25 protein-coding genes and 3 pseudogenes are annotated in these 24768 nt (G+C 72.2%); 5 read left to right on the top strand and 23 right to left on the bottom strand.

Annotation, left to right across the window (positions count from 1 at the left end; all coding sequences use genetic code 11):
* From ACZ42X_RS10885 to ACZ42X_RS10860, 6 genes and pseudogenes are all read right to left on the bottom strand, one after another.
* Positions 1-966 carry an aldo/keto reductase gene (locus ACZ42X_RS10885; protein WP_468286862.1) on the bottom strand — a complete coding sequence of 322 codons (966 nt, stop codon included), beginning with the start codon at positions 964-966 and terminating at the stop codon, positions 1-3.
* 73 nt (positions 967-1039) lie between these two features.
* On the bottom strand, positions 1040-2248 hold the full coding sequence (locus ACZ42X_RS10880; RefSeq protein WP_468287494.1) for a beta-ketoacyl-[acyl-carrier-protein] synthase family protein: 1209 nt from the start codon (positions 2246-2248) through the stop codon (positions 1040-1042).
* Positions 2249-2268: 20 nt separating this feature from the next.
* Positions 2269-2508 carry an acyl carrier protein gene (locus ACZ42X_RS10875; RefSeq protein ID WP_468286859.1) on the bottom strand — a complete coding sequence of 80 codons (240 nt, stop codon included), beginning with the start codon at positions 2506-2508 and terminating at the stop codon, positions 2269-2271.
* 71 nt (positions 2509-2579) lie between these two features.
* On the bottom strand, positions 2580-3626 hold the full coding sequence (locus ACZ42X_RS10870; protein WP_468286856.1) for a beta-ketoacyl-ACP synthase III: 1047 nt from the start codon (positions 3624-3626) through the stop codon (positions 2580-2582).
* Positions 3623-4618 (bottom strand): AfsA-related hotdog domain-containing protein, encoded by a 996-nt coding sequence (locus ACZ42X_RS10865; RefSeq protein WP_468286853.1) that lies wholly within the window; start codon positions 4616-4618, stop codon positions 3623-3625. Before ACZ42X_RS10865 ends, ACZ42X_RS10870 begins: the two co-directional genes overlap by 4 nt.
* A 311-nt stretch (positions 4619-4929) precedes the next feature.
* A pseudogene (locus ACZ42X_RS10860) lies at positions 4930-5127 on the bottom strand (SpoIIE family protein phosphatase); the annotation flags it as partial.
* A gap of 106 nt (positions 5128-5233) precedes the next feature.
* On the opposite strand from ACZ42X_RS10860, the gene ACZ42X_RS10855 reads away from it, so the two are divergent.
* Positions 5234-5875 (top strand): hypothetical protein, encoded by a 642-nt coding sequence (locus ACZ42X_RS10855; protein ID WP_468286850.1) that lies wholly within the window; start codon positions 5234-5236, stop codon positions 5873-5875.
* 115 nt (positions 5876-5990) lie between these two features.
* Here ACZ42X_RS10855 and ACZ42X_RS10850 read toward each other — a convergent pair whose 3' ends face one another.
* The 3 genes and pseudogenes from ACZ42X_RS10850 to ACZ42X_RS10840 all read right to left on the bottom strand — a co-directional run bounded on the left by ACZ42X_RS10850 (position 5991) and on the right by ACZ42X_RS10840 (position 7873).
* Positions 5991-6128, bottom strand: a complete 138-nt coding sequence (locus ACZ42X_RS10850; protein WP_468287491.1) for a LuxR C-terminal-related transcriptional regulator — start codon at positions 6126-6128, stop codon at positions 5991-5993.
* Between the two features lie 9 nt (positions 6129-6137).
* Positions 6138-6569: pseudogene (locus ACZ42X_RS10845) on the bottom strand (response regulator); the annotation flags it as partial.
* 26 nt (positions 6570-6595) lie between these two features.
* Entirely contained in the window at positions 6596-7873 is a 1278-nt protein-coding gene (locus tag ACZ42X_RS10840) for a hypothetical protein (protein ID WP_468286847.1), read from the bottom strand.
* Positions 7874-8055: 182 nt separating this feature from the next.
* Between ACZ42X_RS10840 and ACZ42X_RS10835 the strand changes: the two genes are divergently transcribed.
* Together ACZ42X_RS10835 and ACZ42X_RS10830 are read left to right on the top strand one after the other, a co-directional pair.
* The gene (locus ACZ42X_RS10835; protein WP_361426103.1) at positions 8056-8496 is read left to right on the top strand and encodes an SRPBCC family protein; all 441 of its coding nucleotides are present in this window, start codon (positions 8056-8058) and stop codon (positions 8494-8496) included.
* Positions 8497-8625: 129 nt separating this feature from the next.
* Positions 8626-8742 (top strand): annotated as a pseudogene (locus tag ACZ42X_RS10830) (copper chaperone); the annotation flags it as partial.
* Positions 8743-8799: 57 nt separating this feature from the next.
* On the opposite strand, the gene ACZ42X_RS10825 reads toward ACZ42X_RS10830, so the two are convergent.
* The 3 genes from ACZ42X_RS10825 to ACZ42X_RS10815 all read right to left on the bottom strand — a co-directional run bounded on the left by ACZ42X_RS10825 (position 8800) and on the right by ACZ42X_RS10815 (position 10815).
* Complete coding sequence (locus ACZ42X_RS10825) at positions 8800-9210, bottom strand: VOC family protein (protein ID WP_468286843.1); 411 nt, start codon at positions 9208-9210, stop codon at positions 8800-8802.
* Between the two features lie 168 nt (positions 9211-9378).
* Entirely contained in the window at positions 9379-10302 is a 924-nt protein-coding gene (locus ACZ42X_RS10820; RefSeq protein ID WP_468286840.1) for an RNA polymerase sigma-70 factor, read from the bottom strand.
* A 39-nt stretch (positions 10303-10341) separates the two neighbouring features.
* On the bottom strand, positions 10342-10815 hold the full coding sequence (locus tag ACZ42X_RS10815) for a carboxymuconolactone decarboxylase family protein (RefSeq protein ID WP_468286837.1): 474 nt from the start codon (positions 10813-10815) through the stop codon (positions 10342-10344).
* 126 nt (positions 10816-10941) lie between these two features.
* On the opposite strand from ACZ42X_RS10815, the gene ACZ42X_RS10810 reads away from it, so the two are divergent.
* Positions 10942-12780 carry a serine/threonine-protein kinase gene (locus tag ACZ42X_RS10810; protein ID WP_468286834.1) on the top strand — a complete coding sequence of 613 codons (1839 nt, stop codon included), beginning with the start codon at positions 10942-10944 and terminating at the stop codon, positions 12778-12780.
* A 136-nt stretch (positions 12781-12916) separates the two neighbouring features.
* On the opposite strand, the gene ACZ42X_RS10805 is transcribed toward ACZ42X_RS10810, so the two are convergent.
* Complete coding sequence (locus ACZ42X_RS10805) at positions 12917-14200, bottom strand: adenylosuccinate synthase (protein WP_361426121.1); 1284 nt, start codon at positions 14198-14200, stop codon at positions 12917-12919.
* A 144-nt stretch (positions 14201-14344) separates the two neighbouring features.
* Here ACZ42X_RS10805 and ACZ42X_RS10800 point away from each other — a divergent pair, with 144 nt between their 5' ends.
* Positions 14345-15205 (top strand): diacylglycerol kinase family protein, encoded by an 861-nt coding sequence (locus ACZ42X_RS10800; protein ID WP_468286830.1) that lies wholly within the window; start codon positions 14345-14347, stop codon positions 15203-15205.
* Positions 15206-15238: 33 nt separating this feature from the next.
* On the opposite strand, the gene ACZ42X_RS10795 is transcribed toward ACZ42X_RS10800, so the two are convergent.
* From ACZ42X_RS10795 to fbaA, 10 genes are all read right to left on the bottom strand, one after another.
* The gene (locus ACZ42X_RS10795; RefSeq protein ID WP_468286827.1) at positions 15239-15490 is read right to left on the bottom strand and encodes a hypothetical protein; all 252 of its coding nucleotides are present in this window, start codon (positions 15488-15490) and stop codon (positions 15239-15241) included.
* A gap of 25 nt (positions 15491-15515) precedes the next feature.
* A complete protein-coding gene (locus ACZ42X_RS10790) occupies positions 15516-16715 on the bottom strand; it encodes a cytochrome P450 (protein WP_468286824.1) in 1200 nt (399 codons plus the stop codon).
* A 20-nt stretch (positions 16716-16735) separates the two neighbouring features.
* Positions 16736-17395, bottom strand: coding sequence for a response regulator (locus ACZ42X_RS10785; protein ID WP_468286822.1), 660 nt, complete (start codon positions 17393-17395; stop codon positions 16736-16738).
* Positions 17392-18714: a sensor histidine kinase gene (locus ACZ42X_RS10780; RefSeq protein ID WP_468286819.1), complete on the bottom strand. Its 1323-nt coding sequence runs from the start codon at positions 18712-18714 to the stop codon at positions 17392-17394. The genes ACZ42X_RS10785 and ACZ42X_RS10780 overlap by 4 nt, the downstream gene beginning before the upstream one ends.
* Before the next feature lie 86 nt (positions 18715-18800).
* Positions 18801-19679, bottom strand: a complete 879-nt coding sequence (locus ACZ42X_RS10775; protein ID WP_468286816.1) for an alpha/beta hydrolase family protein — start codon at positions 19677-19679, stop codon at positions 18801-18803.
* Positions 19680-19768: 89 nt separating this feature from the next.
* Positions 19769-20977: a kynureninase gene (kynU, locus tag ACZ42X_RS10770; protein ID WP_468286813.1), complete on the bottom strand. Its 1209-nt coding sequence runs from the start codon at positions 20975-20977 to the stop codon at positions 19769-19771.
* Positions 20970-21815, bottom strand: coding sequence for a tryptophan 2,3-dioxygenase (gene kynA, locus ACZ42X_RS10765; RefSeq protein ID WP_468286810.1), 846 nt, complete (start codon positions 21813-21815; stop codon positions 20970-20972). The genes kynU and kynA overlap by 8 nt, the downstream gene beginning before the upstream one ends.
* Before the next feature lie 209 nt (positions 21816-22024).
* Complete coding sequence (locus tag ACZ42X_RS10760) at positions 22025-22999, bottom strand: DUF3152 domain-containing protein (RefSeq protein WP_468286807.1); 975 nt, start codon at positions 22997-22999, stop codon at positions 22025-22027.
* A 135-nt stretch (positions 23000-23134) separates the two neighbouring features.
* Positions 23135-23548 carry a DUF3151 domain-containing protein gene (locus tag ACZ42X_RS10755; protein ID WP_361426151.1) on the bottom strand — a complete coding sequence of 138 codons (414 nt, stop codon included), beginning with the start codon at positions 23546-23548 and terminating at the stop codon, positions 23135-23137.
* A gap of 67 nt (positions 23549-23615) precedes the next feature.
* The gene (fbaA, locus tag ACZ42X_RS10750; protein WP_361426154.1) at positions 23616-24638 is read right to left on the bottom strand and encodes a class II fructose-bisphosphate aldolase; all 1023 of its coding nucleotides are present in this window, start codon (positions 24636-24638) and stop codon (positions 23616-23618) included.
* Positions 24639-24768 lie beyond the last annotated feature (130 nt).

Here is a 24768-nt window from a genome sequence, read left to right as displayed (position 1 = left end):
TCAGTACCTGCTTCCGACAGCGGCCGGCAGCGTGGCCAGGTCGGCCAGGTCCTCCTCGGTGAGGTGGACCTCCGCCGCGGCCAGGTTCTCGCGCAGATAGCGGGAGTTCTTCGTGCCGGGAATGGGCACCACCTGCTCGCCCTGCGCGAGCGTCCAGGCGATGGCGACCTGGGCCGGCGTGACCATACGGCGGTCGGCGACCTCCCGGATCACGTCGACGATGCGCTGGTTCGCCTCCATCGCGGCACGATGGAAGCGCGGGTTGGCGGTGCGGAAGTCGGTGTCCTCGAACTGCCCCGCGTGCAGGGTCCCGGTGAGGAAGCCCCGGCCGAGCGGCGCGAACGGGACGAAACTCGCCCCCACGCCTTCGCACCAGCCGACCATCCCTCCCGACTCACCCTCCACAGCGTCACGCGTCCACAGCGACAGTTCGGACTGGACGGCGGTCACCGGGTGGATCCCGTGCGCCTCGCGGGCCTGTGCGATCGTGGGCTCCGACAGGCCGAGCCAGCGCACCTTGCCCTCGTCGACGAGCTCCGCCATCGCGCCCCAGGTCTCCGCCAGCGGGACGGCGGGGTCGATGCGGTGGACGTAGTAGAGGTCGATGACGTCGAGGTCCAGCCGTCGCAGACTCGCCTCGACCGCCGTACGCAGATAAGCCCGTGAGTTGTCGCGATGGGCCGCCCGCTGGTGGAGGTCGTCCAGCACAATGCCGAACTTCGTCGCGACGACCGCCTCTTCCCGGCGGCCCGCGACGGCCCGGCCCAGCAGCGTCTCGTTGTGGCCCGCCCCGTAGAGATCCGCCGTGTCCAGCAGGTTCCCGCCGAGGTCCAGTGCCTCGTTGATGACCCGGATGGAGCGTGCGTCGTCCCGGGCGGACTCCTGGTAGAGCCAGCTCATGCCCATGCACCCGAGGCCGACGCTGCCGATCTTGATTCCCGTGTTGCCCAGCTTCCTCAGGCGCACTTTTTCTCCTTGTGTTTTCAATCAGCCGTGAACCGCGCGCCAGCCGCCGGCTGTTCGCGAACAGCCACGGATCTCAAACGGCCGCGAAGACGAGTGCGGCGTTGTGGCCGCCGAAACCGAGTGACGTGCTCACGGCGACCTCCAGATCGGTCTCCGCCGCCGCACCCGTCGTGATGTTGAGGTCGATCTCGGGGTCGAGCTGAGTGAGATTGGCCGTCGGCGGGACGACTCCGTCGCGCAGCGCCAGCGCGGTGAAGGCGGCTTCGATGGCGCCCGCGGCGGCGAGTGCGTGCCCCGTGACGCCCTTGGTCGAGGTGACCAGCGGGCGCTCCCCCAGGACCCGGCGCAGCACGCGGCCCTCGGTGACGTCGTTGAGCGGGGTGGAGGTGCCGTGCGCGTTGACGTGGTCCACATCGTCCGTTCCGACACCCGCGTCGGCGAGGGCGGCGCGCAGGGCTCGCTCCATCCCGGCCCCGCTCGGGTCGGGCGCGGTGGCGTGGTACGCGTCCGTCGACGAGCCGAAGCCGATGACGTTGGCATAGACCGAGGCACCGCGCGCCCGCGCGTCCGCGGGCCGCTCCAGTACGAGGATCCCGGCGCCCTCTCCCGCGACGAAGCCGTCGCGTGCCGCGTCGAACGGCCGTGACGCGGCGCCCGGGTCCTCGCGCCGCCCCGAGAGGCCGCCCATCCGGGTCAGGCCGGTGATGGTCGCGGGGGTCAGGGCGGCCTCGGCGCCACCGGCGAGCACCACGTCGCAGGTGCCGGACCGCAGCAGGTCCCGGGCCAGGCCGATGGCGTTGGACCCGGACGCGCAGGCCGTGGCCGTGACCATGCTCGGCCCGAACGCCTTGACATCGATGGCCAGCTGGCCGGCGACCATGTTGGACATCCCCATGGGGATCATCAGCGGTGAGACACTCTTCGGCGCGTCCTCCAGGAACCTGCGGTGCTGCTGCTCCCACGTCGCCGTGCCACCCAGCGAGTTGCCGATGATGACGCCCACCCGTGTGCCGTCCCAGCTCTCCGGGTCGAGGCCCGCGTCGGACACCGCCTGGCGGGCGGCGACGATCGCCAGCTGCGTGAAGCGGTCGAGCCGCCAGGCGTTGCCCGGCCCGAGCAGCGCTCCGGCATCGAAGCCGGGTACGCGGCAGGAGAAGTCGACAGGGAGCCCGGCGAGTCCGGGGTCGGAGGCAGCGGTCGGCCGGCCGGAGCACACGCGCTGCCAGCTCGTCTTCGCGTCGAGGCCGGCGGCGGTCACGAGTCCCATGCCCGTGATCGCCACGGCCCCCTTCGGCGGGAGGGTCACGCGCGTACGCCCTCGGCCTCGATCAGCTCGACGGTGTCCCCTATGGTCGTCTCGCCCTGGAGAACGTCGTCGCTGAGGTCGATCCCCAGCTCCCTGTTGATGAGCATGGTCAGCTCGATCAGCGCGAGCGAGTCGAGGGCGAGGTCCTTGTAGGCGATCCCCGGCTCGATCTTCGCGGCGGGCACGCCGAGCTGGGAGACGAGCAGACCGGTCAGCTTTTCCTGTACAGCGCTCATGATGACGCCTTCTTCCTTGCTTGGCTTGTGTGGGTCGCATCGCGCGGGCGGGTCGCTCCGCGCACGCGGGGTTACTTCACGCAGGCGGGTTCAGCCGGCGCGGCAAGGCCCGGCAGTGGTTCGACGAACACCTCGGGCAGCTCCAGGGCCGCGGCCCCCCAGGTGAGGCCTCCACCGAAGCCGCAGAGCACCACCCGGTGGCCCGGTGCGACCGAGCCCGTGTGCACGGCGTCGACCAGCGCCAGCGGTATGGAGGCGGCAACGGTGTTGCCGACCCGGTCGAGGTTGATGACCAGCTTCCCCTCGGGGAGCCCGAGTTCGCTGCCCACGGCGGTCAGGATGCGGACGTTGGCCTGGTGGGCGACGAGCCGGTCGATGGACTCGAGGGGCCAGCCGAGCTGTTTCGCCAGCCGCCGGGACGACTCGCTCATCCGCGTCACAGCGTTACGGAACACCGAACGGCCCTGCATGGTGAAGAACTCGTCGCCCGGCGCGGCAAGTCCCTTCGAGCGGTGCTCCGACCCACCGCCCGGCACGGTGATCAGATCGGCCTGGGAGCCGTCACTGCCCAGGTCGAAGCCGAGCAGCGCACCGCTCTCCCCCATGTGTCCGGCGCGCAGCACCATTGCCCCCGCGCCGTCCCCGAAGATCGCCCTGGTCGTACGGTCCTCGGGGTCGAGAATGGTGGAGAAGGTGTCCGCGCCGATCACCAGGGCACTGTCGGCGATCCCCGCCCGAATCATGCTCGACGCGGTCGCCAGCGCGTACACGAACCCCGTGCACACTGCGGCGACATCGAACGCGGGTATCTCCCCGAGGCCGAGCCGGCTGGCCACTTCGGGCGCCGTGGCCGGGCACGGGTGGTCCGGAGTGCTCGTGGCGAGAACAAGCAGGTCCACCGAGTCCGTACCCGCGGAGGCGAGCGCCCTGGCCCCCGCCTCGACTGCGATGTCCGAGGTGGACAGACCCGGTGGCACCACGAACCGCTGCCGGATCCCGGTACGGGTCGTGATCCACTCATCGGTGGTGTCGAGCTGCCGGGCGAGGTCGTCGTTGGTGATCCGCGTCGGCGGCAGCCAGCCGCCGAGCCCCACGAGAACCGCCGCACGTCCACTCACCGCGCACTCCGGTGCGACGCGGGAACGGCCGTGGTCTCCACGGTGCCGGAGGCGATCTCCTCGCCGCTCTGCATAAAACCGATCCGGAAGCTCTGGGATCCGTCACGGCCGTGCTCGGGGACCGCGCTGACCGTGGTCGGCGCGTCGAGTTCGGCGAACTTGGCGAAGCCGAGGTCGAACCCGACCAGCGTGGTCGCGTCGGCGGGCCGGCCGAGGAGCCGGGCGCCGGCGAGCAGTGCGGCCTGCCGCGCGGCCTCGGTGAGCACCATGCCCGGCAGATGGTCCTGCGCATGGTCGAACATGCTCGGGTTGTCGTTGGGGATCCGTACGCCCGCGGAAATTCCGTCACCGTCGCGCACGGGGTCGATGAGCAGGGCGTTGACCGGGTCGGTGCGCCCGAGGTCATGAGGGGCGACCGTTGCCGGGATGGTCGCGATGTCGTCGGACGAGACGGGCGGGCTGCCGCGCCGCTTCGACCGGACGAAGGAGTACGTCCCCGAGGACAGGTAGCCGACCGCCATGCGCACCTCGCCGATCTCCTCTCCGGAGAGCAGGAAGCGAATCTCGTACGTGACGGACCGGGCGGGCGCGGTCGCGTCGGCGGGCCGGTCGTTGGTGACCTGCATCGTCAGCTCCGCCGGGTCGCCGGAGTGGGCGGCGAACAGGCCGGGCAGCTTCATGGACCACGACTGCAGGACGAACTTCGTGTCGCCGTCGACGCCGAGGTGGGTGTGCGCACCGTAGGTCTCGGCCTGCCGGGCGCACTCCAGGAGCAGCACCGGGTCAACGACCGTGTGGCCGAGGTGATCGGTGAAGTACGCGTGAGAGGAGGGAAGTTGGGCAGCCGCGAGAAAGCGCTGCCCGTCCACGGCCGAGGTGTCGGTGAGGAACACTTCCGACAGCGCCCGCCGATGAAGCAGGCGCCGGTCGACAGACTGAACGAACCCGAGCTCCCGTACACCGGGCGCAAAGGTACTTGTGAACACCGTCATCGGCAGGTAACCCCCCTGTCAAGAGCACGGCGGTTCCCCGCCGACACTCTTGGAATCCTTTGTTCGTGCACCGCCGGACCACCCGTCCGCGGCCGACAGGAAAGACACTAGAGAGGGGCTCTGTCGTCCCACTGTCGGAGCGTGTAAGGGGCTGACATCCCGCCGCCGGCGCCCCTGAGCTGGGGCGGAGGACACCGCGCACGCCCAGGAGGTGGCACGCCGGGAGCCGGGGGCCGGCGTTCGGGCTGTCGCCCGGGGCGAGGGAGGGACAGCCAATCCATGCGGTACCGGCCTCGCACAGCTCTGGCGCACCGCAGCGCGAGGGCCGCGATGTCGTCGTCGAGCCTTCCGCCGCTGTAGTGGAGCAGGTCGCGGTGCAGCCGGTCGAGCAGCTCGCGGGGCGACATCAGGTCCTGCTCGCCCATCCACTCCGGGAGGGGGAAGAACTCGCCCCTGTGGTCGCGGGTCTCCGTCACGCCGTCGGTGTAGAGGAGCAATTGGTCGCCGGGGGTGCACCGTGGCCGAGGCCCGGCGGGTGTCGATGCGCGTCACCCTGGAGCCGGGCACTGACAACCGTCGGTCACCACTAGGCTCGCAACCGATCAACTGTTTGGCATGAACGGGGAAATGATGAGTCTGGACATGCTGCGTGCCGTCTCCCGAATGGTCGGGCGTCGTACCGCCCTGCGCTACCTCGCCGTCGGGGTCGGCGCCTCGCTGCTCGCCGCCTGCAAGGGCGGTGAGGAGAAAGCGGACAAGACAGGGAGCGGCACGGCCGGGAAGGGCAGTCCGTCGCCGACCGCGGCGAAGCCGACCGGGGCCGCCGGGGTCGTCGGGGTCGTCGGGAACAGCCTCGCCGCCTTCGTACGCGGGAACTGGAAGATCACCTCGGAGACGGCGTCCGGCGAGACGTTCTCGTACGCCGCCACCATCGGTGACGGCACCTGGACGCTGGACTACGGACAGGGGAAGTCGGACAAGGGGACCTGGGCGCTGCGGGGCGGGAGGCTGGTGCTGCGGGTGCCCGAGCACTTCGGGAGCGAGGGGGCCGACGGGGAGACCGACGAGGCTGCCGCCGAGAACGTGCCGGCGACGGTCGGGGACTCGGTGTCGCTGTTCCTGCCGTGGCAACCGCCGGGCTATCCGGGCGACAGCGGGCAGCAGCTGGATGTGAACTACAACAAGAAGGACGGCGTCCTGCGCATCCGGCACATCGAGCCCAGCAGCATGACCATCCACACCTGCGCCCGGGCGTAAGGGCGGCCCACCCCGGCCGGCCGCCAACCGAGGCGGCCGCGCTTCGCCCGGGCGGGGGCGGCACCCCGGAATGGCTCGGCCGTTGTGCCGAGCGGTCCCCCGGCAAGCCGTAGCCCTACGACGGCCGGCGCAGCAGGCCCCTCTCCAGCGCCACGACCACCGCGCGCGTGCTGTCGTTGACGTCCAGTTTGGCGAAGAGGCGCAGCAGGTGGGTCTTCACCGTGGCCTCCGCGATGCACAGGCGGGCGCCGATCTGGGCGTTGGTGTCGTACGTCGTGAGGATCAGGACCCGCGTGCCGGGGTGGCGGGCGGCGATCTCGGTCGTGGTGGCGACGCCGTCGAGGACGGGCATCCGCAGGTCGATCAGAGCCACGTCGGGCTCGTACCGCGCGACGAGTTCCAGGGCCCGGCGGCCGTCGGGGGCCTCGGCGAGGTTCTCGCGGGCCGTGCTCTCGATGGAGCGCAGCTGCTGGGCGTTGCGTCGCGGATCCGCGGCGAGCCCGGCCCGCGCGGCTTCGGCGAGGACGACGATCGACGCGAAGCCCTGCGCCAGCGTGTCGTGGATCTCGCGCGCCATGCGCTCCCGCTCGTCCGAGGCGCCCTGGCGCTGGTGCGCCTCGGACAGCCGGCGCTGGGCCTGCTCCAACTCCGCGAACAAGGAAGCCCGTTCGCGGCTCTGGGCCACCACGGCATGCCGGGGGGCCGGGGTGGCCGGGCCGCCTACAACTGCATGCCGTACACGTAACGGGTGTCGTAGACGCTCGGGTCCTTGCCGGACTCCTGGTCGCCCTTCGCGTACTCGCACAGCGTCCAGAGCACGTCGTCGCGCGCGTCGTAGCTGACGTCCTCGATGCCCGGCGGGAACTCCCACGTCCGGGGTCGGGCCCGCCACCGGTGCAGCTGTCCGTTGCCCTTGGCGGAGTGGCTCGTGGTCACGTAGTACGTGCCCTTCACGGACACCGCGCCCTGCACCGACTTGGGACCGGTGTACACCAGCGGGACACTCGACGTGTGCCGGGCCAGCAGCCCGGTCGACTTGTCCAGGTCGAACCGGGCGATGCGCGGCCTCGGCTGGCTTCCGTCCCCGCGGTACTCGCTCACCACCAGCCGGTGCGTGGAGCCGGACCGGTCCAGGGCGACCTGGGAGTACGTGAAGGCGTCCTGGTCCTCCTGGTCCACGTCCTGGTACACGGCCACCTGCGGGATGACGTAGGCGTAGCCGTCGGCGCTGTACCGGCCGTCCTCGAAGCCGAAGCGGCCCTGGCTCGCGGCGTCGGTGCGGACCCCGAAGATGTTGTCCACGTCGAAGACGCGCAGTCCGCGCCGGCCCTCCGCGCTCTCGGCGACGTACAGCAGGTTGCGGTACCAGGCCACGGCGCCCGCGTGCGTGTGGATGGGGTTGAAGCTGGGGTTCGGGCCCTTCTCGCCGTCGAGCGCCGGTTCCGCCAGCAGCACATGCCGGTACCTGGCCTCGCCGGAGGAGCCGATCTCGACGACGCTCAGGCGCGTGCCTTCGGGGCGCGCCGCCTTGTGGGCGTCCCACGAGACGATCAGGACCCTGCGGGCGGGACGCCCGCCCACGGCGTCGTAGTTGGTGGTGATGCCCTGCGGCCGCCAGTGCAGGGTGTTGAAGTCGTCGGGATGCCACCGGAACCCGTGCGCGAGCCGGGGGATGCGCCTCGCCGGAGGCCGCAGCGCCGCGGTCGGGTAGGAGACGCGGGTGATCCGCTTCCCGGTCCGCTCCGGCGGCGAGTCCAGCAGCGTGGCGAGCGGGACCCGCCAGAGCCCCTGCCTCCTCCCCAGCTCTCCGGCGGCGCGCTCGTTCAGCTGCCGGATCACCTCGGCGTACGTCGGCCCGCTCTTCGGCCCGGTCAGCCGCTCGACCTTCTGCCGGCCCGCCGCCGCGAACGCCGTCTCGGGAACGAGCAGCCCGCCCGCCGCTGCCGCGAGCGGGGCGGCGGCCAGGCCGCGGAGTAACGTCCTGCGTGTTGTGTCCATGGCCTGGGACGGTAGGCGTCCCAGGCGCCCTGTGGGCCCGGTCCTCGTGTCCCGGACATGTCCGGGACAGCCGGTGAGCACCGGAGGTGCCGCGTTCGCCGTCGCGCCCAGCGCCTGGAGCACCCTCCTGGAGTGGGCCGAGTAGGGTTGTCCGTAGGACAAACCACCCGAAAGGGGGCGACATGTCCTCGATCAAGGAAAGTGTCGAGATCGCCCGTCGTCCCGAGGACGTCTTCGCCTACCTGACCGACCCCACTCACCTGCCCGAATGGCAGGAGAGCGCCGTAGCGGCCACCCCGGTCGGCGACGCCCCCGTGGGCGTGGGGTCGCGCGTCATGGTGACCCGGCAGGTCGGCCGTCGGCGGATGCCGATGACCATGGAGATGAGCGAGTTCGACCCGCCGAGGAGCTTCCGTATGGACGGCGTCGACGGCCCGGTCCGTGGTCATGTGAAGGGCACGGTCGAGCCGGTGGGCGACGGGGAGCGGTCGCGCGTGACGCTCGACCTGGACTTCGAGTCGCACGGGATGGGCAAGGTGCTCGTACCCCTCGTCATACGCCCTCGCGCGAAGAAGGAGATGCCGAAGAACGAGCAGCACCTCAAGGAGCTGCTGGAACGGTAGGCGGGCAACGGTAGGCAGGCTAGGCAGGCCACGGCACCACCGGTACGGGGCCCGGGCGCGCATCGCACGGGCTCCGCGTCCGTGCGCTCAACTCCGTCGGGGCCCGACAGTCGAAGGTGATGTGCTTGGGTGGGGGCGCACCACGGGCTGTACTGCGTCGGCTGCTGCTGGGGGCTGATGGTGATCCTCGTACCGCTCGGGGTCATGAACATCGCGGCGATGGCGGGGGTCGCGGCCGTGATCTTCGACGGCGGTCGGGGTGGTGTTCCTCGGTGCCGGGCCCCGTTCACTCGGCGTACTGCTTCACTCGGCGTACTGGCCGAGGTCGCTGGCCTGGAGTGCGGCCTTGTCGTTGAAGCCGATGACGTAGCCGTCGATGTCCCGGATGTAGAACAGGCGCTGACCCGTGTGGTCGCTGGACATCTCCTTGACGACTTCGGCGTGCTGGGAGGCGTGCGCGTAGAAGGCGTCGAGGTCGTCGACGGCGAAGTAGAACATGCCCGCGAACCCGACGGGCTGGTCCTGGAGGACGGGGAGCCACCGCTTGAGGTCGGCGTTGCTGTAGATCATCCCGCAGAACTCCCCCTTGTGGAGGAGCATGTGGATGTCGTCCCCCGGGCGCGAGGTGCTGGAGTCGGCGTCGAAGCCCAGCTTCTTGTAGAAGGCGAGGCTGGCGGCCGTGTCGGACACGCTGATGCAAGGAACGAAGGGCACGGAGGACTCCTGGGCGACTGGGGGCTGGGGCTTACACCCGTTGTGACACACCTCCACCCGGCTCGCACGCGGGGAGGCGCTTGGTCGGTGACCGTAACCACCCCCTAGGTCGGACCATGTCCTACACGTGGGGCGGCCGCCCAGCGGCAGCCGCCCCTCCGGCACACGTCAGTTCTGCCGCCGCCGTACCTCCCTCGCCTCGCGCTCGACGGCCCAGGCGTCGCCCACCGGACCGAGGTGGCGGAGCTTGTCGGGGTTGAGGACCGCGCGGATGGCCTGGATCCGCCCGTCGAGCACGTCGAGGGTCCAGATGTTGAGGACCCCGCCGTCGCGGTCGCGGAAGACCGCCCCCGGCTGGCCGTTCACCTCCTGCGGCTCGAACGTCACGTCGACCAGGGCCATCTGCGGGTAGACGGAGACGAGCAGCCGGGCCACGTTCTCGGCGCCCACGATGGCCCTGGCCAGCTGCGGGGCCTTGCCGCCGCCGTCCCCGACCAACTGGACGTCGGCGGCCAGCAGATCCCGCAGCCCGCCCATGTCGCCGTCCTTCAGCGCGTCGAAGAACCGCGCCGCCAGCTCCTGCCGCTCCTGCCGGTCCGCCGCGAACCGGGGCCGCCCTTCCCGCATGTGCCGCCGCGCCCGTACGAGCAGCTGTCGGCAGGCGGCCTCCGAACGGCCCACGGCCGCGGCGACCTCGTCGAACCCGAAGGCGAACACCTCACGCAGCAGGAACACCGACCGCTCCAGCGGACTGAGCCGCTCCAGGAGCAGCAGCGACGCCATCGACACCGAGTCCGACAGCTCCGCCGCGCGTTCCGGGTCCTCGTACGGGTCGTCGAGCAACGGCTCGGGGAACCACGGCCCGACGTACTCCTCCCGCCGCACCCGGGCGGAGCGGAGCACGTCGATCGCGATTCGCGTCACCGTGGTGGACAGGAACGACTTGGCCGACGCGGGCCGCGTCGCCGAGGCGTCGTACCGCAGCCACGCCTCCTGCACGGCGTCCTCGGCCTCGCTCACGCTGCCCAGGATGCGGTAGGCGATCGAGAACAACAGCGGCCGCAGCTCCTCGAACTCCTCGACCTTGCTCACGCCTGCTCCCCCCTCGCGGTCAACGGCCCGTTTCCGGGGTCAGTGGAACTGCCCGGCCACGTAGTCCCCGGCCGGCTGCCGGTTGATGACGTTCAGCCGGTTCGCCGTGTTCATGAGGGACACCAGCAGCGCCAGCGCGGCGAGCTGCTCCTCGTCGTAGTGCTTGGCGGCCCGCGCCCACACCTCGTCGTCGACCCCGCCAGCCCCGTCCGCGACCCGGGTCCCCTGCTCCGCCAGCTCCAGGGCGGCGCGCTCGGCCTCGGTGTAGACCGTGGCCTCCCGCCACGCCGCCACCAGGGCCAGCCGTACCGGGGTCTCACCGGCTGCGGCGGCGTCCTTGGTGTGCATGTCGACGCACAGGGCGCAGCCGTTGATCTGGCTCACGCGCAGCGCCACCAGCTCCTGCGTCGCGGGCGGCAGCGGCGACTCCTTGAGCGCCTTGCCCGCCGATATGAAGTGCTTGAGGACCTTGCCGGTGGTCGGGCCGGCGAAGTAGTCCAGTCGCGCGTTCATCGTGTGCTCCTCGTGTGGTGAGCGGTCATCGGTGCCTGCATCCACGGGACGAGACAGCCCGCCGCTCTGTGACACGACGGCGCCCGGCGGCCCCCCGTACGGCCTCTGGCATGCTCTGTTCACGTGATGCCTCTGACTGGTGACGACCCCGTCCAGATCGGCCCGTTCCGCCTGCTTGGCAGGCTCGGGTCCGGTGGCATGGGGCGCGTCTACCTCGCCCGGTCGGCCGGTGGGCGCACCGTCGCCGTCAAGGTCGTGCACGCCGAGCTCGCCGCGCAGGACGAGTTCCGACGCCGCTTCGCGCGCGAGGTCGCCGCGCTGGAGCGGGTCGGCGGGGCCGGCACCGCACCCGTGCTCGGCGCGGACACCGGGGCGGAGGCGCCCTGGGTGGCGATCGGGTACGTCGCCGGGCCGTCCCTGCGTACGGTGGTCGGCGACGAGTACGGGCCGCTGCCCCCGGAGTCCGTACGCTCGCTGGCCGCCGGACTGGCCCGGGCCCTGGAGCACATCCACGCCGCCGGGCTGGTCCACCGGGACCTGAAGCCCGCCAACATCCTGCTCACGGTCGACGGGCCCCGCATCATCGACTTCGGCATCGCGCGCGCCGTCGACACCGTCACCGACAGCGGCCTCACCGGCACCGGCGCGGTCGTCGGGTCGCCGGGCTACATGTCACCCGAGCAGGTGCGCGGCGAACGGATCACCGCCGCCTCCGACATCTTCTGCCTCGGCTCGGTCCTGGCGTACGCGGCGACCGGCCTGGCGCCCTTCGGCACGGCCGCCAGCGGCGTGCACGCCATGATGTTCCGCATCGCGCACGACGAGCCCGACCTCACCGGGCTGCCCGCCGAGCTCGACGAGCTCGTACGCGGCTGCCTGGCCAAGGATCCGGCGGACCGGCCGACCGCCGCATGGCTGGCGGCGCACGTCGAGACCGCCGAGCCGTGGCTGCCGGCGGGGCTGCTGGCCCAGCTCGGCCGCATCGCCGCCCGGCTGCTGGACGAGGACGGGGACGGCGCGACACCGCCGACCCCCGCGCCGCGCACACCTCGCCGGATACGCCGTCCGCTCCTCGTCGGGGCCATCGCGCTCACCGCCCTCACCGGCGTCACCCTCACCGCCCTCACCCTCGCCGGGGCGGGCCCCGTCTCCTGGTTCCGCCCGTCGTCACCGCCTCCCATGGGCGGGTACGAGACCCCCAACGCCATCCCCGCCGCCTTCCACGGCGCCTGGGAAGGCGTCGTCAAGGGGAACCAGGACATCCCGTACGAGACCGCCCGCATCCAGATCGGCCCCGGCGTGCCGGGCCGGAAGGCGGGGACGTACGTCCACGTCACCGGCGAGCGGCTGTGCATGGGGCGTTCCACGCTCGTCTCGGCGGACGAGAACAAGGTGGTCTTCGGCGAGAGCGACGTGACGACGAGCGTGCCCGCCAAGGCGTGCACTCCGGCCGCCCACCAGACGCTCACGCTCACCTCCCCGGACGTCCTGCGCTGGACGTCGGGCGCGGTGACGGCCACCTTCCGGAAGGTGAAGGCGGGGCCGGAGGCCGTCCCGGCCGCGATGGTGGGCACGTGGAAGCAGGTCTTGTACGGGGAGATCTCGGAGGAGGAGCTCCCGGAGGAGAGCCGCGACCTCCAGAGATCCGAGATGGTCATCAGCCAGGGCCCGATCGGCGCGCAACTCGTCCACTTCCGGGAGGACGTCGCGGAGCAGGACGAGCAGACCGGTGAGCTCACCGGCAGGCGGCTGTACTGCGCGAGCACCGCCGTCCTCGGCGGCGCCGGCAACCTGGTGGTGATCGGCCCGCCGGTGCTGGACCCGGACTCCGACGCGGGGTGCGAGCCGTACCTGCTGGGCGGCTCGCAGTACCTGCGCATGCAGCGCGTCGACGGCAGGGAGACGCTGATGCGCTACCACCTGAACGCGGACGTGGAGCCCGGCGGGTACGCGAGGAAGTCCTGAGAGCGAACTTCCGAGCGCGGTCCCGGGGGGGGCCCCCCCCCCCCCCCCCCCCCCCCCCCCCCCCCCCCCCCCCCCCCCCCCCCCCCCCCCCCCCCCACGCCCGGCACTTCCTATGAGGCCCCACAGGCCTATGGGCCTACAGGAAGGAGTTGATCTCGATCGTCTCGGTGCGGCCGGGGCCGACACCGATGGCGGAGATCGGCGCGCCGGACATCTCCTCCAGCGCCTTCACGTACGCCTGCGCGTTCTTCGGCAGGTCGGAGAAGGTCTTCGCCTTGCTGATGTCCTCGGACCAGCCGGGCAGGTACTCGTAGACCGGCTTCGCGTGGTGGAAGTCCGTCTGCGAGTACGGCAGCTCCTCGACGCGCTTGCCGTCGATCTCGTACGCCACGCAGACCGGGATCTGCTCCCAGCCCGTCAGCACGTCGAGCTTGGTGAGGAAGAAGTCGGTCAGGCCGTTGACGCGGGTGGCGTACCGGGCGATGACCGCGTCGAACCAGCCGCAGCGGCGGTCACGGCCGGTGGTCACGCCGCGCTCGCCGCCGATGCGGCGCAGCGCCTCGCCGTCCTCGTCGAAGAGCTCCGTCGGGAACGGGCCGGCGCCGACGCGGGTCGTGTAGGCCTTGAGGATGCCGATGACGCGGCTGATCTTCGTCGGGCCGACGCCCGCACCGGTGCAGGCGCCGCCGGCGGTCGGGTTGCTGGAGGTGACGAAGGGGTACGTGCCGTGGTCGACGTCGAGCAGCGTGCCCTGGCCACCCTCGAAGAGGACGACCTTGCCCTCGTCGATGGCGTTGTTCAGGATCAGCGTGGTGTCGGCGACGAACGGCTTGATCTGCTCCGCGTAGCCGAGCATCTCCTCGACGATCTTGTCGGCCTCGATCGCGCGGCGGTTGAAGACCTTGGCGAGCAGCTGGTTCTTGTTCTCCAGCGCCGCCTCGACCTTCTGCGTCAGGATCGACTCGTCGTAGAGGTCCTGGACGCGGATGCCGACGCGGTTGATCTTGTCGGCGTACGTCGGGCCGATGCCGCGGCCGGTGGTGCCGATCTTCCGCTTGCCGAGGAACCGTTCCGTCACCTTGTCGAGGGTGACGTTGTACGGGGTGATCAGATGGGCGTTTCCGCTGATCAGGAGCTTGGAGGTGTCGACGCCGCGCTCGTTCAGCCCACTCAGCTCGGAGAGCAGGACCGCCGGGTCGACGACGACGCCGTTTCCGATGACCGGGGTGCATCCCGGGGAGAGGATTCCGGACGGCAGAAGATGCAGCGCGTACTTCTGGTCGCCGACGACGACCGTATGGCCGGCGTTGTTGCCACCCTGGTAGCGCACCACATAGTCAACCGATCCACCGAGCAGGTCGGTGGCCTTTCCCTTGCCCTCGTCACCCCACTGAGCACCGAGCAGCACAAGTGCGGGCACAGGCGTACACCCCTTCCGGGCGGGGCATGTCCAAGGTCAGGAGGCGTGAACGCCGCCTGTTGGTGTGCCCCGGAATAGACGAAGCCCCTGGCGCAATAGCGCAAGGGGCTCTTGCACAAAGAGACTACCCGAGGAAGGACCGAGGTGTCGGCTCACGACCAGCTCCTGGTGGTCATCGACCCGGTCGCCCGCCGAAGTGACGGCGAGTCCGTACGGATCGCGAAAGATGTGCTGCACGCGGGCGCAGAAGCGAAAATCTGCCTTCCGGACGGGCCCGAGGAATTCGCCCGCGCCCTGGCCCGGCGCGGCGCGCGCCGCCCGGTGGTGGTCGGGGACGACCGGGCGCTGCTGCGGGCGGTGGCTCATTTGCACCGGGGCCGCGAGCTGTCCGGGGAGGCCCTGTCGGTGATCCCGGTGGGGCCGCGCGGCACGGTGGAGCTGGCCGGGGCGCTCGGCGTGCCGCTGAGCACGGTGGCGGCGGCGCGGGCGGTGCTGGACGGGGCGGCGCGGCGGCTGGACCTGCTGGTCGACGACAGCGACGGCGTGGTGGTGCGGGGGCTGCGCATCCCGGCGGGGCCCGCGGGGCCTGCGGGGTCCGCCGGGCCCTCGGGGCTCTCGGTGGTCGAGCCGCCGTCGGTGTGGGACGCGTGCCGGTCGCTGGTGCGGACGCTGGTCCGCCCGGCGCCCTCGGGGTGCCCCGAGCCGCCGGGCATACGCCCGGGCCCGGCGACGCGGACGTACCGGCTCCGGATCGAGGCCGACGGGCGGCTCCTGTGCGGCCCGGACGACCCGGTCGAGGGCGTGACGGTGCTGTCCCGGGACGGGGTCGCCGAGGTGGTCGTACGCCCCCGGGCGGCGGAGCCGGTCCGGGCGGAGGCGGCCGCGGTCACCGTCTCGGGCGCGTCGTTCCGCTACCGCGCGGACGCGCTGGTCACCGGCCCGGTGTGGACGCGTACGTGGACGCTGCGCCCGTCGGCGTGGTCGCTGATGCTGCCGGCGGCGTAACGCTCAGGCGGGCGGCGGCCGGCGGGACAGGCCCTAGAGCGCGTCCAGCGGGCCCGTCATCGGGTGGGGCGTCGTGTCGTCGTCCTCGTCGTCCTCCGGCGAGCCGGGGAACATCAGCCACGCGCTGCCGGATATCAGGCCCAGGGAGGTCAGCCCGAGGGCGAACTTCAGCAGGCGCATGCCGCCCGTCCAGTCGTGGGGCGGCCCGAAGACGACCCAGAAGCCGAGCGCTGCTCCGGCGAGCAGAACGAGGACAGCGGCGGTACGGCGCAGGGCAGTTGACATCCGTCCATGATTTCACCCCTGCAGATCAGACCTCCACCGTGATTCCTTTCAGCCCCCGGATCACGAAGTTCGGCCCCCACTCCGGCTCCCGCACGAGCCGCAGCCCCGGCGCGCGCTCCAGCAGCGCCGCCATCGACGCGGCCATCTCGATGCGGGCCAGCGGGGCGCCGAGGCAGTAGTGGATGCCCGCGCCGAAGGAGACGTGGGGGTTGTCCCGGCGGGACAGGTCCAGCGTGTCGGGGCGGTCGAAGACGGCCGGGTCGCGGTTGGCGGATCCGAAGAGCAGGGCGACCTCGCTGCCGCGCGGGAGGGTGGTGCCGTCGATCTCGATGTCGTCCAGCACCCAGCGCTCGAAGAGCTGGAGCGGGGTGTCGTAGCGGAGGAGTTCCTCCACAGCTGTGGACAACTCCACCTCGCCCGCACGCAGGGCGGCGAGCTGCCCGGGATGGCGGAACAGGGCCCACCAGCCGTTCACGGTGGTGTTCACGGTCGCCTCGTGGCCCGCGTTCAGCAGCAGCACGCAGGTGGAGACCATCTCCTGCTCACTGAGCCGGTCGCCCTCGTCGTACGCGGCGATCAGCGCGCTGATCAGGTCCTCACCCGGCGACGTACGCCGCTCGGCGATCAGCCCCCGCAGGTACGCGGAGAACTCGACCGACGCCGTGACCGCCCGGGCCGCCGTCTCCTCCGACGGGTTCAGCTCGAACATCCCGCAGATCGCCGCCGACCACGGCCGCAGCAGCCCCCGGTCCGGCTCCGGGACGCCGAGCATCTCCGCGATGACCGCGACCGGCAGCGGCTCGGCGACGGCGGTCAGCAGGTCTCCCCCGCCCTCCGCCACCAGGCCGTCGACCAGCTCGCCCGCGAGCCGGTGGACGTACGGCCGCAGCCGCTCGACCGTCCGCGGCGTGAACGCCTTCGACACCAGCCGCCGGATCCGCGTGTGGTCCGGCGGCTCCAGGTCCAGCATCCCGTGGTCGTTCAGGACGTGGAACGGCTCGTGCGCGGCCGGGGGCGGCGTACGCCCGAACTCCGCGTCCGTGAAGCGGTGCCGGTAGGTCCGCCCCAGCCGCCGGTCCCGCAGCAGGGCGGCGACATCGGCGTGGTGTGGCACCAGGTACTGGCGGCTCGGCTCGAAGAAGTGCACCCGCCCCCGGGCACGGAGCTCCGCGTAGGCGGGGTAGGGGTCGGCGACGCACTGCGGGGACCACGGGTCGAAGTCCATGGGCCGACCTTACGCAGGGCTCAGCCCGGCGTCACCAGCCTCGCCTCGTACGCGAACACCGCCGCCTGCGTCCGGTCCCGCAGCCCCAGCTTCACCAGGATCCGGCTCACATGCGTCTTGATCGTCGACTCGGCGACGACGAGACGGGAGGCGATCTCGGCGTTCGACAGGCCCTGCGCGATCAGCACCAGCACCTCCGTCTCGCGCTCGGTCAGGTCGCCGACCTGCGCCGACGCCGGGAGCCTCGGCGACTCGGCGTGCCGCGCGAACTCCGTGATCAGCCGCTTCGTGACGGTCGGCGCGAGCAGCGCCTCGCCCGCCGCCACCACCCGGACGCCGTCCGCCAGCTGCCGCGCCGAGGCGTCCTTCAGCAGGAAGCCGGACGCTCCGGCGCGCAGCGCCTGGTACACGTACTCGTCGAGGTCGAAGGTGGTCAGGACCAGCACCTTCGCGTCGCCGTCCGCCGCGACGATCTCGCGGGTCGCGTCGATGCCGTTCATCTCGGGCATGCGGATGTCCATCAGGACGACGTCCGGACGCAGCTCCGCGACCCGCGCGATGGCCTCGCGGCCGTTGACGGCCTCGCCCGCGACCTCGATGCCGGGCATGGCGTTCAGCAGGACGGAGAAGCCCTCGCGGACCATCATCTGGTCGTCGACGATCAGTACGCGGATGGTCACGCCGCCTCCGCCCTCGCCGCGGGCACCGGCAGGAAGACCGCGACCTCGTAGCCGCCGTCGTCCGTCGCCCCGGCGGTCATCTCGCCGTCCAGCATCGCCACCCGCTCCCGCATGCCGGTGATCCCGTGACCCGCGCCCATTCCCGCTCCCGCTCCTGCCCCCGCTCCCGGTGAGGGCTTCACCAGGCCGTGCGCCGGGCCGTTCACGATTCTGAGGCCCAGGCCGCCGAGGACGTACGCCACCTCCACCTTCGCCGACGCACCCGGCGCGTGCCGCAGCACGTTGCTCAGCGCCTCCTGGACGATCCGGTACGCCGACAGCTCCACGCCCTGCGGCAGCTCGCGCACCGCGCCGGTCACCGTGGACTCGACGTCGAGCCCGGCGTCGCGGACGTTGGCGACCAGCCCGCCGAGGTCGGCGAGGGTCGGCTGCGGGGCGTCCGGCGCCTCGTAGTCCTGGGCGCGGACGACACCGAGGACGCGGCGCAGCTCCGTCAGCGCGGCCACGGCGTTCTCGCGGATCGTGGCGAACGCCTGCTCCAGCTCGGGCGGCGGGTTCTCGACGCGGTAGGGGGCCGCCTCCGCCTGAATGGCGACGACCGACATGTGGTGGGCGACCACGTCGTGCAGCTCGCGGGCGATGGTGGTGCGCTCCTCCAGCAGGGTGCGCATGGACCGCTCCTGCGCGGTGACGGACTGCTGGGCGGTGATCTCCTGCCGGGCCTCACGGCGCACGTGCACCACGGTGACCGCGAGGAGGGCGAGGGCGGCGGCGAACAGCATCTGCGGGTTGTTGGTGCTTCTGCCGACACCCAGGAACGCCTCACCGAAGAGCGCGAACAGCGCGGTGACCACCCACAGCCACGCGGCGGTGCGCGGCCGCGTCCGGGCGGCCACGACGGTCAGCACGATCAGGTGTGCGGCCCAGGAGGCGGCCGGCCAGGGCCAGCCGCCCCAGAAGGAGCCGAACACCCCGAGGAACGGTGCCGAGACCAGCGACAGCCAGAACGCCGCGAGCGGCCTGACCAGGGTCAGCAGGACGGCCGCAGCGGGCACGACGCCGGCCAGGGGCGGCCCCGTGTCGGCCCCGATCAGCAGCACGACCAGCGCCGCGCCCACCAGCAGCGCGTGCGGCGTCCACTCCGCGTACCGGCGTATCCGGCCCGGCAGGCGCCGGGTCACCGGGCCGTCGGTGGCCATGGGTGGCAGCAGCCGGTACGCGAGGACGTCGTGGAACAGCTCGCGGCGCAGGCCCTGGAGCAGGCCCAAGGCGAGCCGGAACTCGGGGCTGCGGGTCTTGGTCTCGGTCACGCCGTCCACCGTAGGCGCGGGACGGGACGCGGTCGTCCCCTTGGATGCGGATCCTGCCGCGTCCGCCCTGAGGACTACGGGGTCCTACGCGGCGCTCACCAGGCCAGCTGCGCGATCTCCTCCGCGACGACCGCGCACGCGTCCGCCGCCGGGTCGATCAGCGGGAAGTGGCCCACGCCGTCCAGCAGCGTCAGCCCGACCATCTCGCCGGCCTTGGCCGCCGCGTCCACGTACGCCTCGGCGACGGCCTGCGGGACGACGGTGTCGTCGCGGCCCTGCACCACGGCCGTGGCGATGCCGGTCGGCAGCAGGACCGCCGGGTCGGCCGCCCCGGCACGCACCTCGAAGTCCTCCCCGGTCCCCAGGAGTTGGCGCACCGCACCGCCGCACACGTCCAGCTCCACGGCGCGCTCGAAGTGCGCGATGGGCGCGAGGGCGACGACGCCGCGCAGCGCGGGCGGCGCGTCGAGCCGCCAGGGCGAACCGGCGGGCAGGACGTGCCGGGCGGCGCCCCACAGCGCCAGATGGCCGCCCGCCGAGTGCCCGGTGACGACCGTACGGCGCGGGTCGGCCTGCGGCAGGTGGGCGCGTACGAGCCCGGGCAGGGCGTCGAGCGCGGCGGCCACGTCGTCGAAGGTCTCCGGCCACCGCCCGGCGACCGGGCCGCCGGCGCCGCCCTGTGCGGGGATGTCCCTGCCCCGCCGGTACTCGACGTTGGCGACGGCGAAGCCGCGCCGCGCCAGGTAGGCGGCGAACGGGGTGATGTGCCGGCGGTCGTACGGCACCCGCCACGCCCCGCCGTGCAGCACGACGACGAGCGGCGCGCGGTCCCCCTCGCGCGGGGCGTAGAAGTCCACGACCTGGTCCGGGTGGTCACCGTACGCGGCGGTGGAGTCCGGGTCGACGGCCGGATGCGACAGGGCCGAGGCCTCCTCGGCGGCGTCGCGGGCGGCGCGCGCGGCAGGGTCGGGCATGGTGCTCAACCTTTCGGTGACGGGGCCGAATTGGCCTGACCTGCGGGGACCGTATCAGGACTGGCGCCCCCGCAGATCAAGGCCGAACGTCAGCCCGTACGCTCCGAAAGCACGTCCGCGAGGACGCGTGCCGCCCGCTCGGTGTCGGCGAACCCGACGTACAGCGGGGTGAAGCCGAATCGCAGCACGTCAGGGCGGCGCAGGTCGCCGACGATGCCCCGGGCGATGAGCTCCTTCATCACCGCGGGGGCGTCCGGGCAGCGGAACGCGACCTGGCTGCCGCGTTCGGCGTGCGCCTCCGGCGTCACGGACGTGAGCCGGCCCTCGGGGACGTACGCGCGCACGCACTCCAGGAAGAAGTCCGTCAGCGCGAGGCTCTTGGCCCGTACGGCCTCGACCGACACCCCGTCCCACACGTCCAGCGCCGCTTCCAGCGCCAGCATGGAGAGGATGTCCGGCGTGCCGACGCGCCCGCGCACCGCGCCCTCGGCCGCCGCGTACCGCGGCTCCATGGCGAAGGGGTCGGCGTGCGAGGTCCAGCCGGGCAGCGGCGAGTCGAAGCGCGCCTGGTGGCGCTCGGCGACGTACAGGTACGCGGGCGCGCCGGGGCCGCCGTTGAGGTACTTGTACGTGCAGCCGACGGCGAGGTCCACGCCGTGCGCGTCCAGGCCGACGGGCAGCGCGCCCGCACTGTGGCACAGGTCCCACACGGCGAGGGCGCCGGCGGCGTGGATCGCCGCCGTGGTGCCGGGCAGGTCGTGGAGGCGTCCGGTGCGGTAGTCGACGTGGTTGACGAGCGCGGCGGCCGTCCGCGGGCCGACGGCGGCCGGTACGTCGCCGGGCGCGACCGGCACCAGCCGCTTGCCGGTCATCCGGGCGGCCGACTCGGCGATGTAGCCGTCCGTGGGGAACGTCGTCGCGTCGACCACAATCTCGTCGCGGGCCTCGTCGGCCAGCCGTACGGCCCCGACCAGCGCCTTGAAGACGTTGACGCTCGTCGAGTCGCCCACCACGACCTGGCCGGGCGCCGCGCCGAGGAGGGGCGCGATCCGCTCGCCGATCCGCTCGGGCGCGGTCCACCAGCCGCTCTCGTCCCAGGAGCGGATGCGCAGCTGGCCCCACTGGCGGGTGATGACGTCGGCCACGCGACCGGGCACGTGGCGGGGCAGCGCGCCGAGCGAGTTGCCGTCGAGGTAGACGGCGCCGTCGGCGGCGTCGTCGAGGGCGAACAGCTCGCGGTGTCCCGCGAGTTCGTCCTTGGCGTCCAGCAGCGACGCCCTGTGGGTGAGGTCAGACATGACTGCGCGCCGTCCACAGCTCGGGGAACACGTTCTTGCGGGCCCGCTTCTCCAGCCAGGCCACCCCGGCGGAGCCGCCCGTGCCCGTCTTGGAGCCCATCGCGCGCCGTGTGGCGACGAGGTGGTCGTTGCGCCAGCGCCACACCAGCTCGGCGACGTCCGTCAGCGCCTCGCCGAGGCGCACCAGTTCGCCGTTCTGGTCGGGGTCGGCGTAGACGCTCGCCCAGATCTCCTCGACGGCCTGCGACGGCTCGTACTTCTGCGACAGGTCGCGGTCGAGGACCTCCGCCGGCACCGGCAGGCCGCGCCGCGCGAGGAGCCGCAGCACCTCGTCGTAGAGGCTCGGCTCGTACAGCGCCTTCTCCAGCTCGGCGTGGACGCGCGGGGCGCCGCGGTGCGGCACCAGCATCGACGCGGACTTCTCACCGAGCAGGAACTCCAGCCGCCGGTACATCGCCGACTGGAAGCCGGAGCCCTCGCCGAGGGCGCTGCGGTAGGAGTTGAACTGCGCGGGGGTCAGCTGGCCGAGCGGCGTCCAGGAGGCGTTCAGCGCCTCCAGCTCGCGCACGGAGCGCTTCAGCGCGTCCATCGCCACGGGGAGGCGGTCCTCGCGCAGGGCGCGGCTCGCGGTCTCCCACTCGTGGACGATGACGGTGAACCACAGCTCCATGACCTGGGTGGTGACCAGGAAGACCATCTCTCCCGGATCGTCCGAGAGGGGGTGCTGGAGGTGGGTGAGGACGTCCGCCTGGACGTAGTCCTCGTACGGCGTGGTGCCTGCGAAGTCCAGGTTCGGGGTGTCCGAACCGGCCGCGGAGGCATCGGGGGAAGTAGACATCGCTGTCTCCGTCAATGCGTGCTACCGGGTAGCGGTCTGCCCCCCTTTTGGGCGCTCGGTTCGCCTCCGCGGCGCTTGAGCGCGCGCCCCTTTGGCTCACTCGCGAGTGTCCCGGCAGGTAGGGCCCCGGTCCCCTCGGGATCGCACACGCGTGCGCCCGCACGGTGTCTGTGCGCGACCCCAGTCGCATCATGACACGACCGGCTCGTTCACACGATCGGCCCCGTGAGGTACCGGCCGTCCTCGTCGTAGGGCCAGGCGTTGGAGACGCAGCCGTCCAGGCCCTTGATCTGCTGCATCATCACGGGGGCGGGCTGTCCGGGGCCCGGGCAGCCCATGTGCTGCCGGATGCCTATCTCGTGCCCGATCTCGTGGTTGATGATCAGGTGCCGGTACTCGGCCGGGGTACCGGTGAAGGTGGGCGAGCCGAGCATCCAGCGCTTGAGGTTCACGACGACGCCGTCGACGGTCTCGCAGTTCAGCTCGCCGCCCGTGTCGAGTCCCTGGGCCCCGCAGAGCGCGTCGGCGGTGTCGGGGCTGGCGATCCGGATGACGAAGTCGGCGTCCTCCGTCACCAGCTGGAAGGACCCGCGGCCGTGCGCCGCCCAGCCCCGCGGGTGCGCGAGGATGCGCTCGATCTCCTGGGCGGCGTGGGCGGCGGAGATCTCCAGGCCGCCGACGCCGTCGATGCCGTCCTCGACCTGGACGCGGTAGCGGCGCAGCGGGCCGGTGCCGACCTTGTCGCCGCCGGTGCGGGCGGTGGTGAAGGTCCCGGCGCCGGAGGACGGCACCGCGGCGGGGGTCCGCTCCGGGGGCTTGGCCTTCCCCGGCTCGGGGGCGCGGGGCGAGGCGCTGCGGCTCGCGCGCGGCGAGGCGGCGCCGGACCGGTCGGGCGACGCGCCCGACGACGGCGGCTCCGCCGCCGGCAAGGCGTCGGCGGGCGGGGCGAGGGGGCTCTCGGCGTTCCCGGGGCGGCCTGCGGCGGCCGGGGCGTCCGTGCCGCCGTCCCGCCACTGCGCCACGGCGGCGGCGCCGCCGAGGCAGAGGGTCACCAGACCGAGGGCGAGCAGGATCCTCGGGGCCGCGGAACGCCGGGCGGGCGCACGCCGCGTGCCGCCGCGCCGTCTGCCGCCACCGCCCTTGCGGCGACGGCTTCCTCCGGATGCGGCGGCACGTGTACCCACGAGTGATGTCCCCCCGGTCATTCGCTGGTTTGTGCGATCCTACCGGGCGGTAGCGGGCCGGTCTCAGCGGAGGGCGTCCGAAGGCGTCCTCAGCCGAAGGTGTCCGAGGGGCCCCGAGGGTCCCCGAAGGCGGCCTCAGCCGAGGGTGTCCGCCGCGAGGGGCGAGGAGTCGCGCAGGAACGTCGAGCAGCGCTCGTACTCCTCCTGCTCGCCGATCGCCTGCGCGGCGCGCGCCAGGGCGTGCAGGGCCCGCAGGAAGCCCCGGTTCGGCTCGTGCTCCCACGGCACCGGGCCATGGCCCTTCCAGCCGTTGCGGCGGAGGGCGTCCAGGCCGCGGTGGTAGCCGGTCCTGGCGTACGCGTACGACTCCACGACCCGGCCGGCCTCGAACGCGTCGTCGGCGAGCTGGGCCCACGCCAGCGAGGACACCGGGTACTTGGCGGCGACATCGGCGGGCGCGGCACCGGACGCCAGCAGCTCGCGCGGCTCGGGGTCGTCGGGCAGGTGGGTGGGCGGCGGGCCGCCCAGCAGGTTCTCGTGAAGGGACATGCCCCTAGTGTCACAGGCCCGGCACCGCGTGGGCGATGCCGGGCCTGTTGGACGGTTGTGCGGGTGGTTACTTCAGCTTGGTGCCGGTGGAGCGCAGCGCCGCGCACGCCTCGGTGACGCGCTTGGCCATGCTCGCCTCGGCCAGCTTGCCCCAGGTGCGCGGGTCGTAGGTCTTCTTGGAGCCGACCTCTCCGTCGACCTTCAGCACACCGTCGTAGTTCTTGAACATGTGGTCCGCGACCGGACGGGTGAAGGCGTACTGGGTGTCCGTGTCGATGTTCATCTTCACGACGCCGTTCTCCAGCGCGGTGGAGATCTCCTCCTGCGTGGAGCCGGAGCCGCCGTGGAAGACGAAGTCGAACGGGTTGGCCTTGCCGAACCGCTCGCCGACGCCCGCCTGGAGGTCCTTGAGCAGCTCAGGGCGGAGCACGACGTTGCCCGGCTTGTAGACGCCGTGGACGTTGCCGAAGGAGGCGGCCAGCAGGTAGCGGCCCTTCTCGCCCAGGCCGAGGGCCTCGGCGGTGCGGATGGCGTCGTCGACGGTGGTGTACAGCTCGTCGTTGATCTCGTGGGTGACGCCGTCCTCCTCGCCGCCGGTCGGGGTGATCTCGACCTCAAGGATGATCTTGGCGGCGGCGGCCTGCGCGAGCAGCTCCTGGCCGATGGCCAGGTTGTCGGCGAGGGTCTCGGCGGAGCCGTCCCACATGTGGGACTGGAACAGCGGGTTCTCACCCTTGGCGACACGCTCGGCGGACAGGGCGAGCAGCGGACGGACGTAGCCGTCCAGCTTGTCCTTCGGGCAGTGGTCGGTGTGGAGCGCGACGGTGATGTCGTACTTCGCGGCGACGATGTGCGCGAACTCGGCCAGGGCGACCGCGCCGGTGACCATGTCCTTGCTGTACTGGCCGCCCAGGAACTCAGCACCACCGGTCGAGATCTGGATGATGCCGTCGCTCTCGGCCTCCGCGAAGCCGCGCAGGGCCGCGTGCAGAGTCTGCGACGAGGTGACGTTGATGGCCGGGTAGGCGAACTTGCCTGCCTTCGCCCGGTCGAGCATCTCGGTGTAGACCTCGGGGGTTGCGATGGGCATCTGTCCGCTCCTTGTGATGTGCGGTTGCGTTCGTTGCTATCCCTGACCTGGGGGCGACGTCATCGTCGCACTCATCATCCCAGACGGAGGCCCGGGCTCCACCGGCGCGTGCCGAGAGGGGCGGTCTGTT

It is taken from the genome of Streptomyces sp. NPDC030862 (assembly GCF_055571835.1).
The sequence above is the reverse complement of the archived record's forward strand: the minus strand, read 5'-3'. Positions and strand labels throughout refer to the sequence as shown.

What these genes read in the sequence shown, in the direction of transcription:
- ACZ42X_RS10865 (WP_468286853.1), bottom strand. Translation starts at nt 4,618, where the DNA reads ATGACGGTGTTCACAAGTACCTTTGCGCCCGGTGTACGGGAGCTCGGG.
- ACZ42X_RS10810 (WP_468286834.1), top strand. Translation starts at nt 10,942, where the DNA reads ATGCCTCTGACTGGTGACGACCCCGTCCAGATCGGCCCGTTCCGCCTG.
- ACZ42X_RS10755 (WP_361426151.1), bottom strand. Translation starts at nt 23,548, where the DNA reads ATGTCCCTTCACGAGAACCTGCTGGGCGGCCCGCCGCCCACCCACCTG.
- ACZ42X_RS10775 (WP_468286816.1), bottom strand. Translation starts at nt 19,679, where the DNA reads ATGCCCGACCCTGCCGCGCGCGCCGCCCGCGACGCCGCCGAGGAGGCC.
- ACZ42X_RS10835 (WP_361426103.1), top strand. Translation starts at nt 8,056, where the DNA reads ATGTCCTCGATCAAGGAAAGTGTCGAGATCGCCCGTCGTCCCGAGGAC.
- kynA (WP_468286810.1), bottom strand. Translation starts at nt 21,815, where the DNA reads ATGTCTACTTCCCCCGATGCCTCCGCGGCCGGTTCGGACACCCCGAAC.
- ACZ42X_RS10855 (WP_468286850.1), top strand. Translation starts at nt 5,234, where the DNA reads ATGAACGGGGAAATGATGAGTCTGGACATGCTGCGTGCCGTCTCCCGA.
- ACZ42X_RS10815 (WP_468286837.1), bottom strand. Translation starts at nt 10,815, where the DNA reads ATGAACGCGCGACTGGACTACTTCGCCGGCCCGACCACCGGCAAGGTC.
- ACZ42X_RS10790 (WP_468286824.1), bottom strand. Translation starts at nt 16,715, where the DNA reads ATGGACTTCGACCCGTGGTCCCCGCAGTGCGTCGCCGACCCCTACCCC.
- ACZ42X_RS10875 (WP_468286859.1), bottom strand. Translation starts at nt 2,508, where the DNA reads ATGAGCGCTGTACAGGAAAAGCTGACCGGTCTGCTCGTCTCCCAGCTC.
- ACZ42X_RS10795 (WP_468286827.1), bottom strand. Translation starts at nt 15,490, where the DNA reads ATGTCAACTGCCCTGCGCCGTACCGCCGCTGTCCTCGTTCTGCTCGCC.
- kynU (WP_468286813.1), bottom strand. Translation starts at nt 20,977, where the DNA reads ATGTCTGACCTCACCCACAGGGCGTCGCTGCTGGACGCCAAGGACGAA.
- fbaA (WP_361426154.1), bottom strand. Translation starts at nt 24,638, where the DNA reads ATGCCCATCGCAACCCCCGAGGTCTACACCGAGATGCTCGACCGGGCG.
- ACZ42X_RS10840 (WP_468286847.1), bottom strand. Translation starts at nt 7,873, where the DNA reads ATGGACACAACACGCAGGACGTTACTCCGCGGCCTGGCCGCCGCCCCG.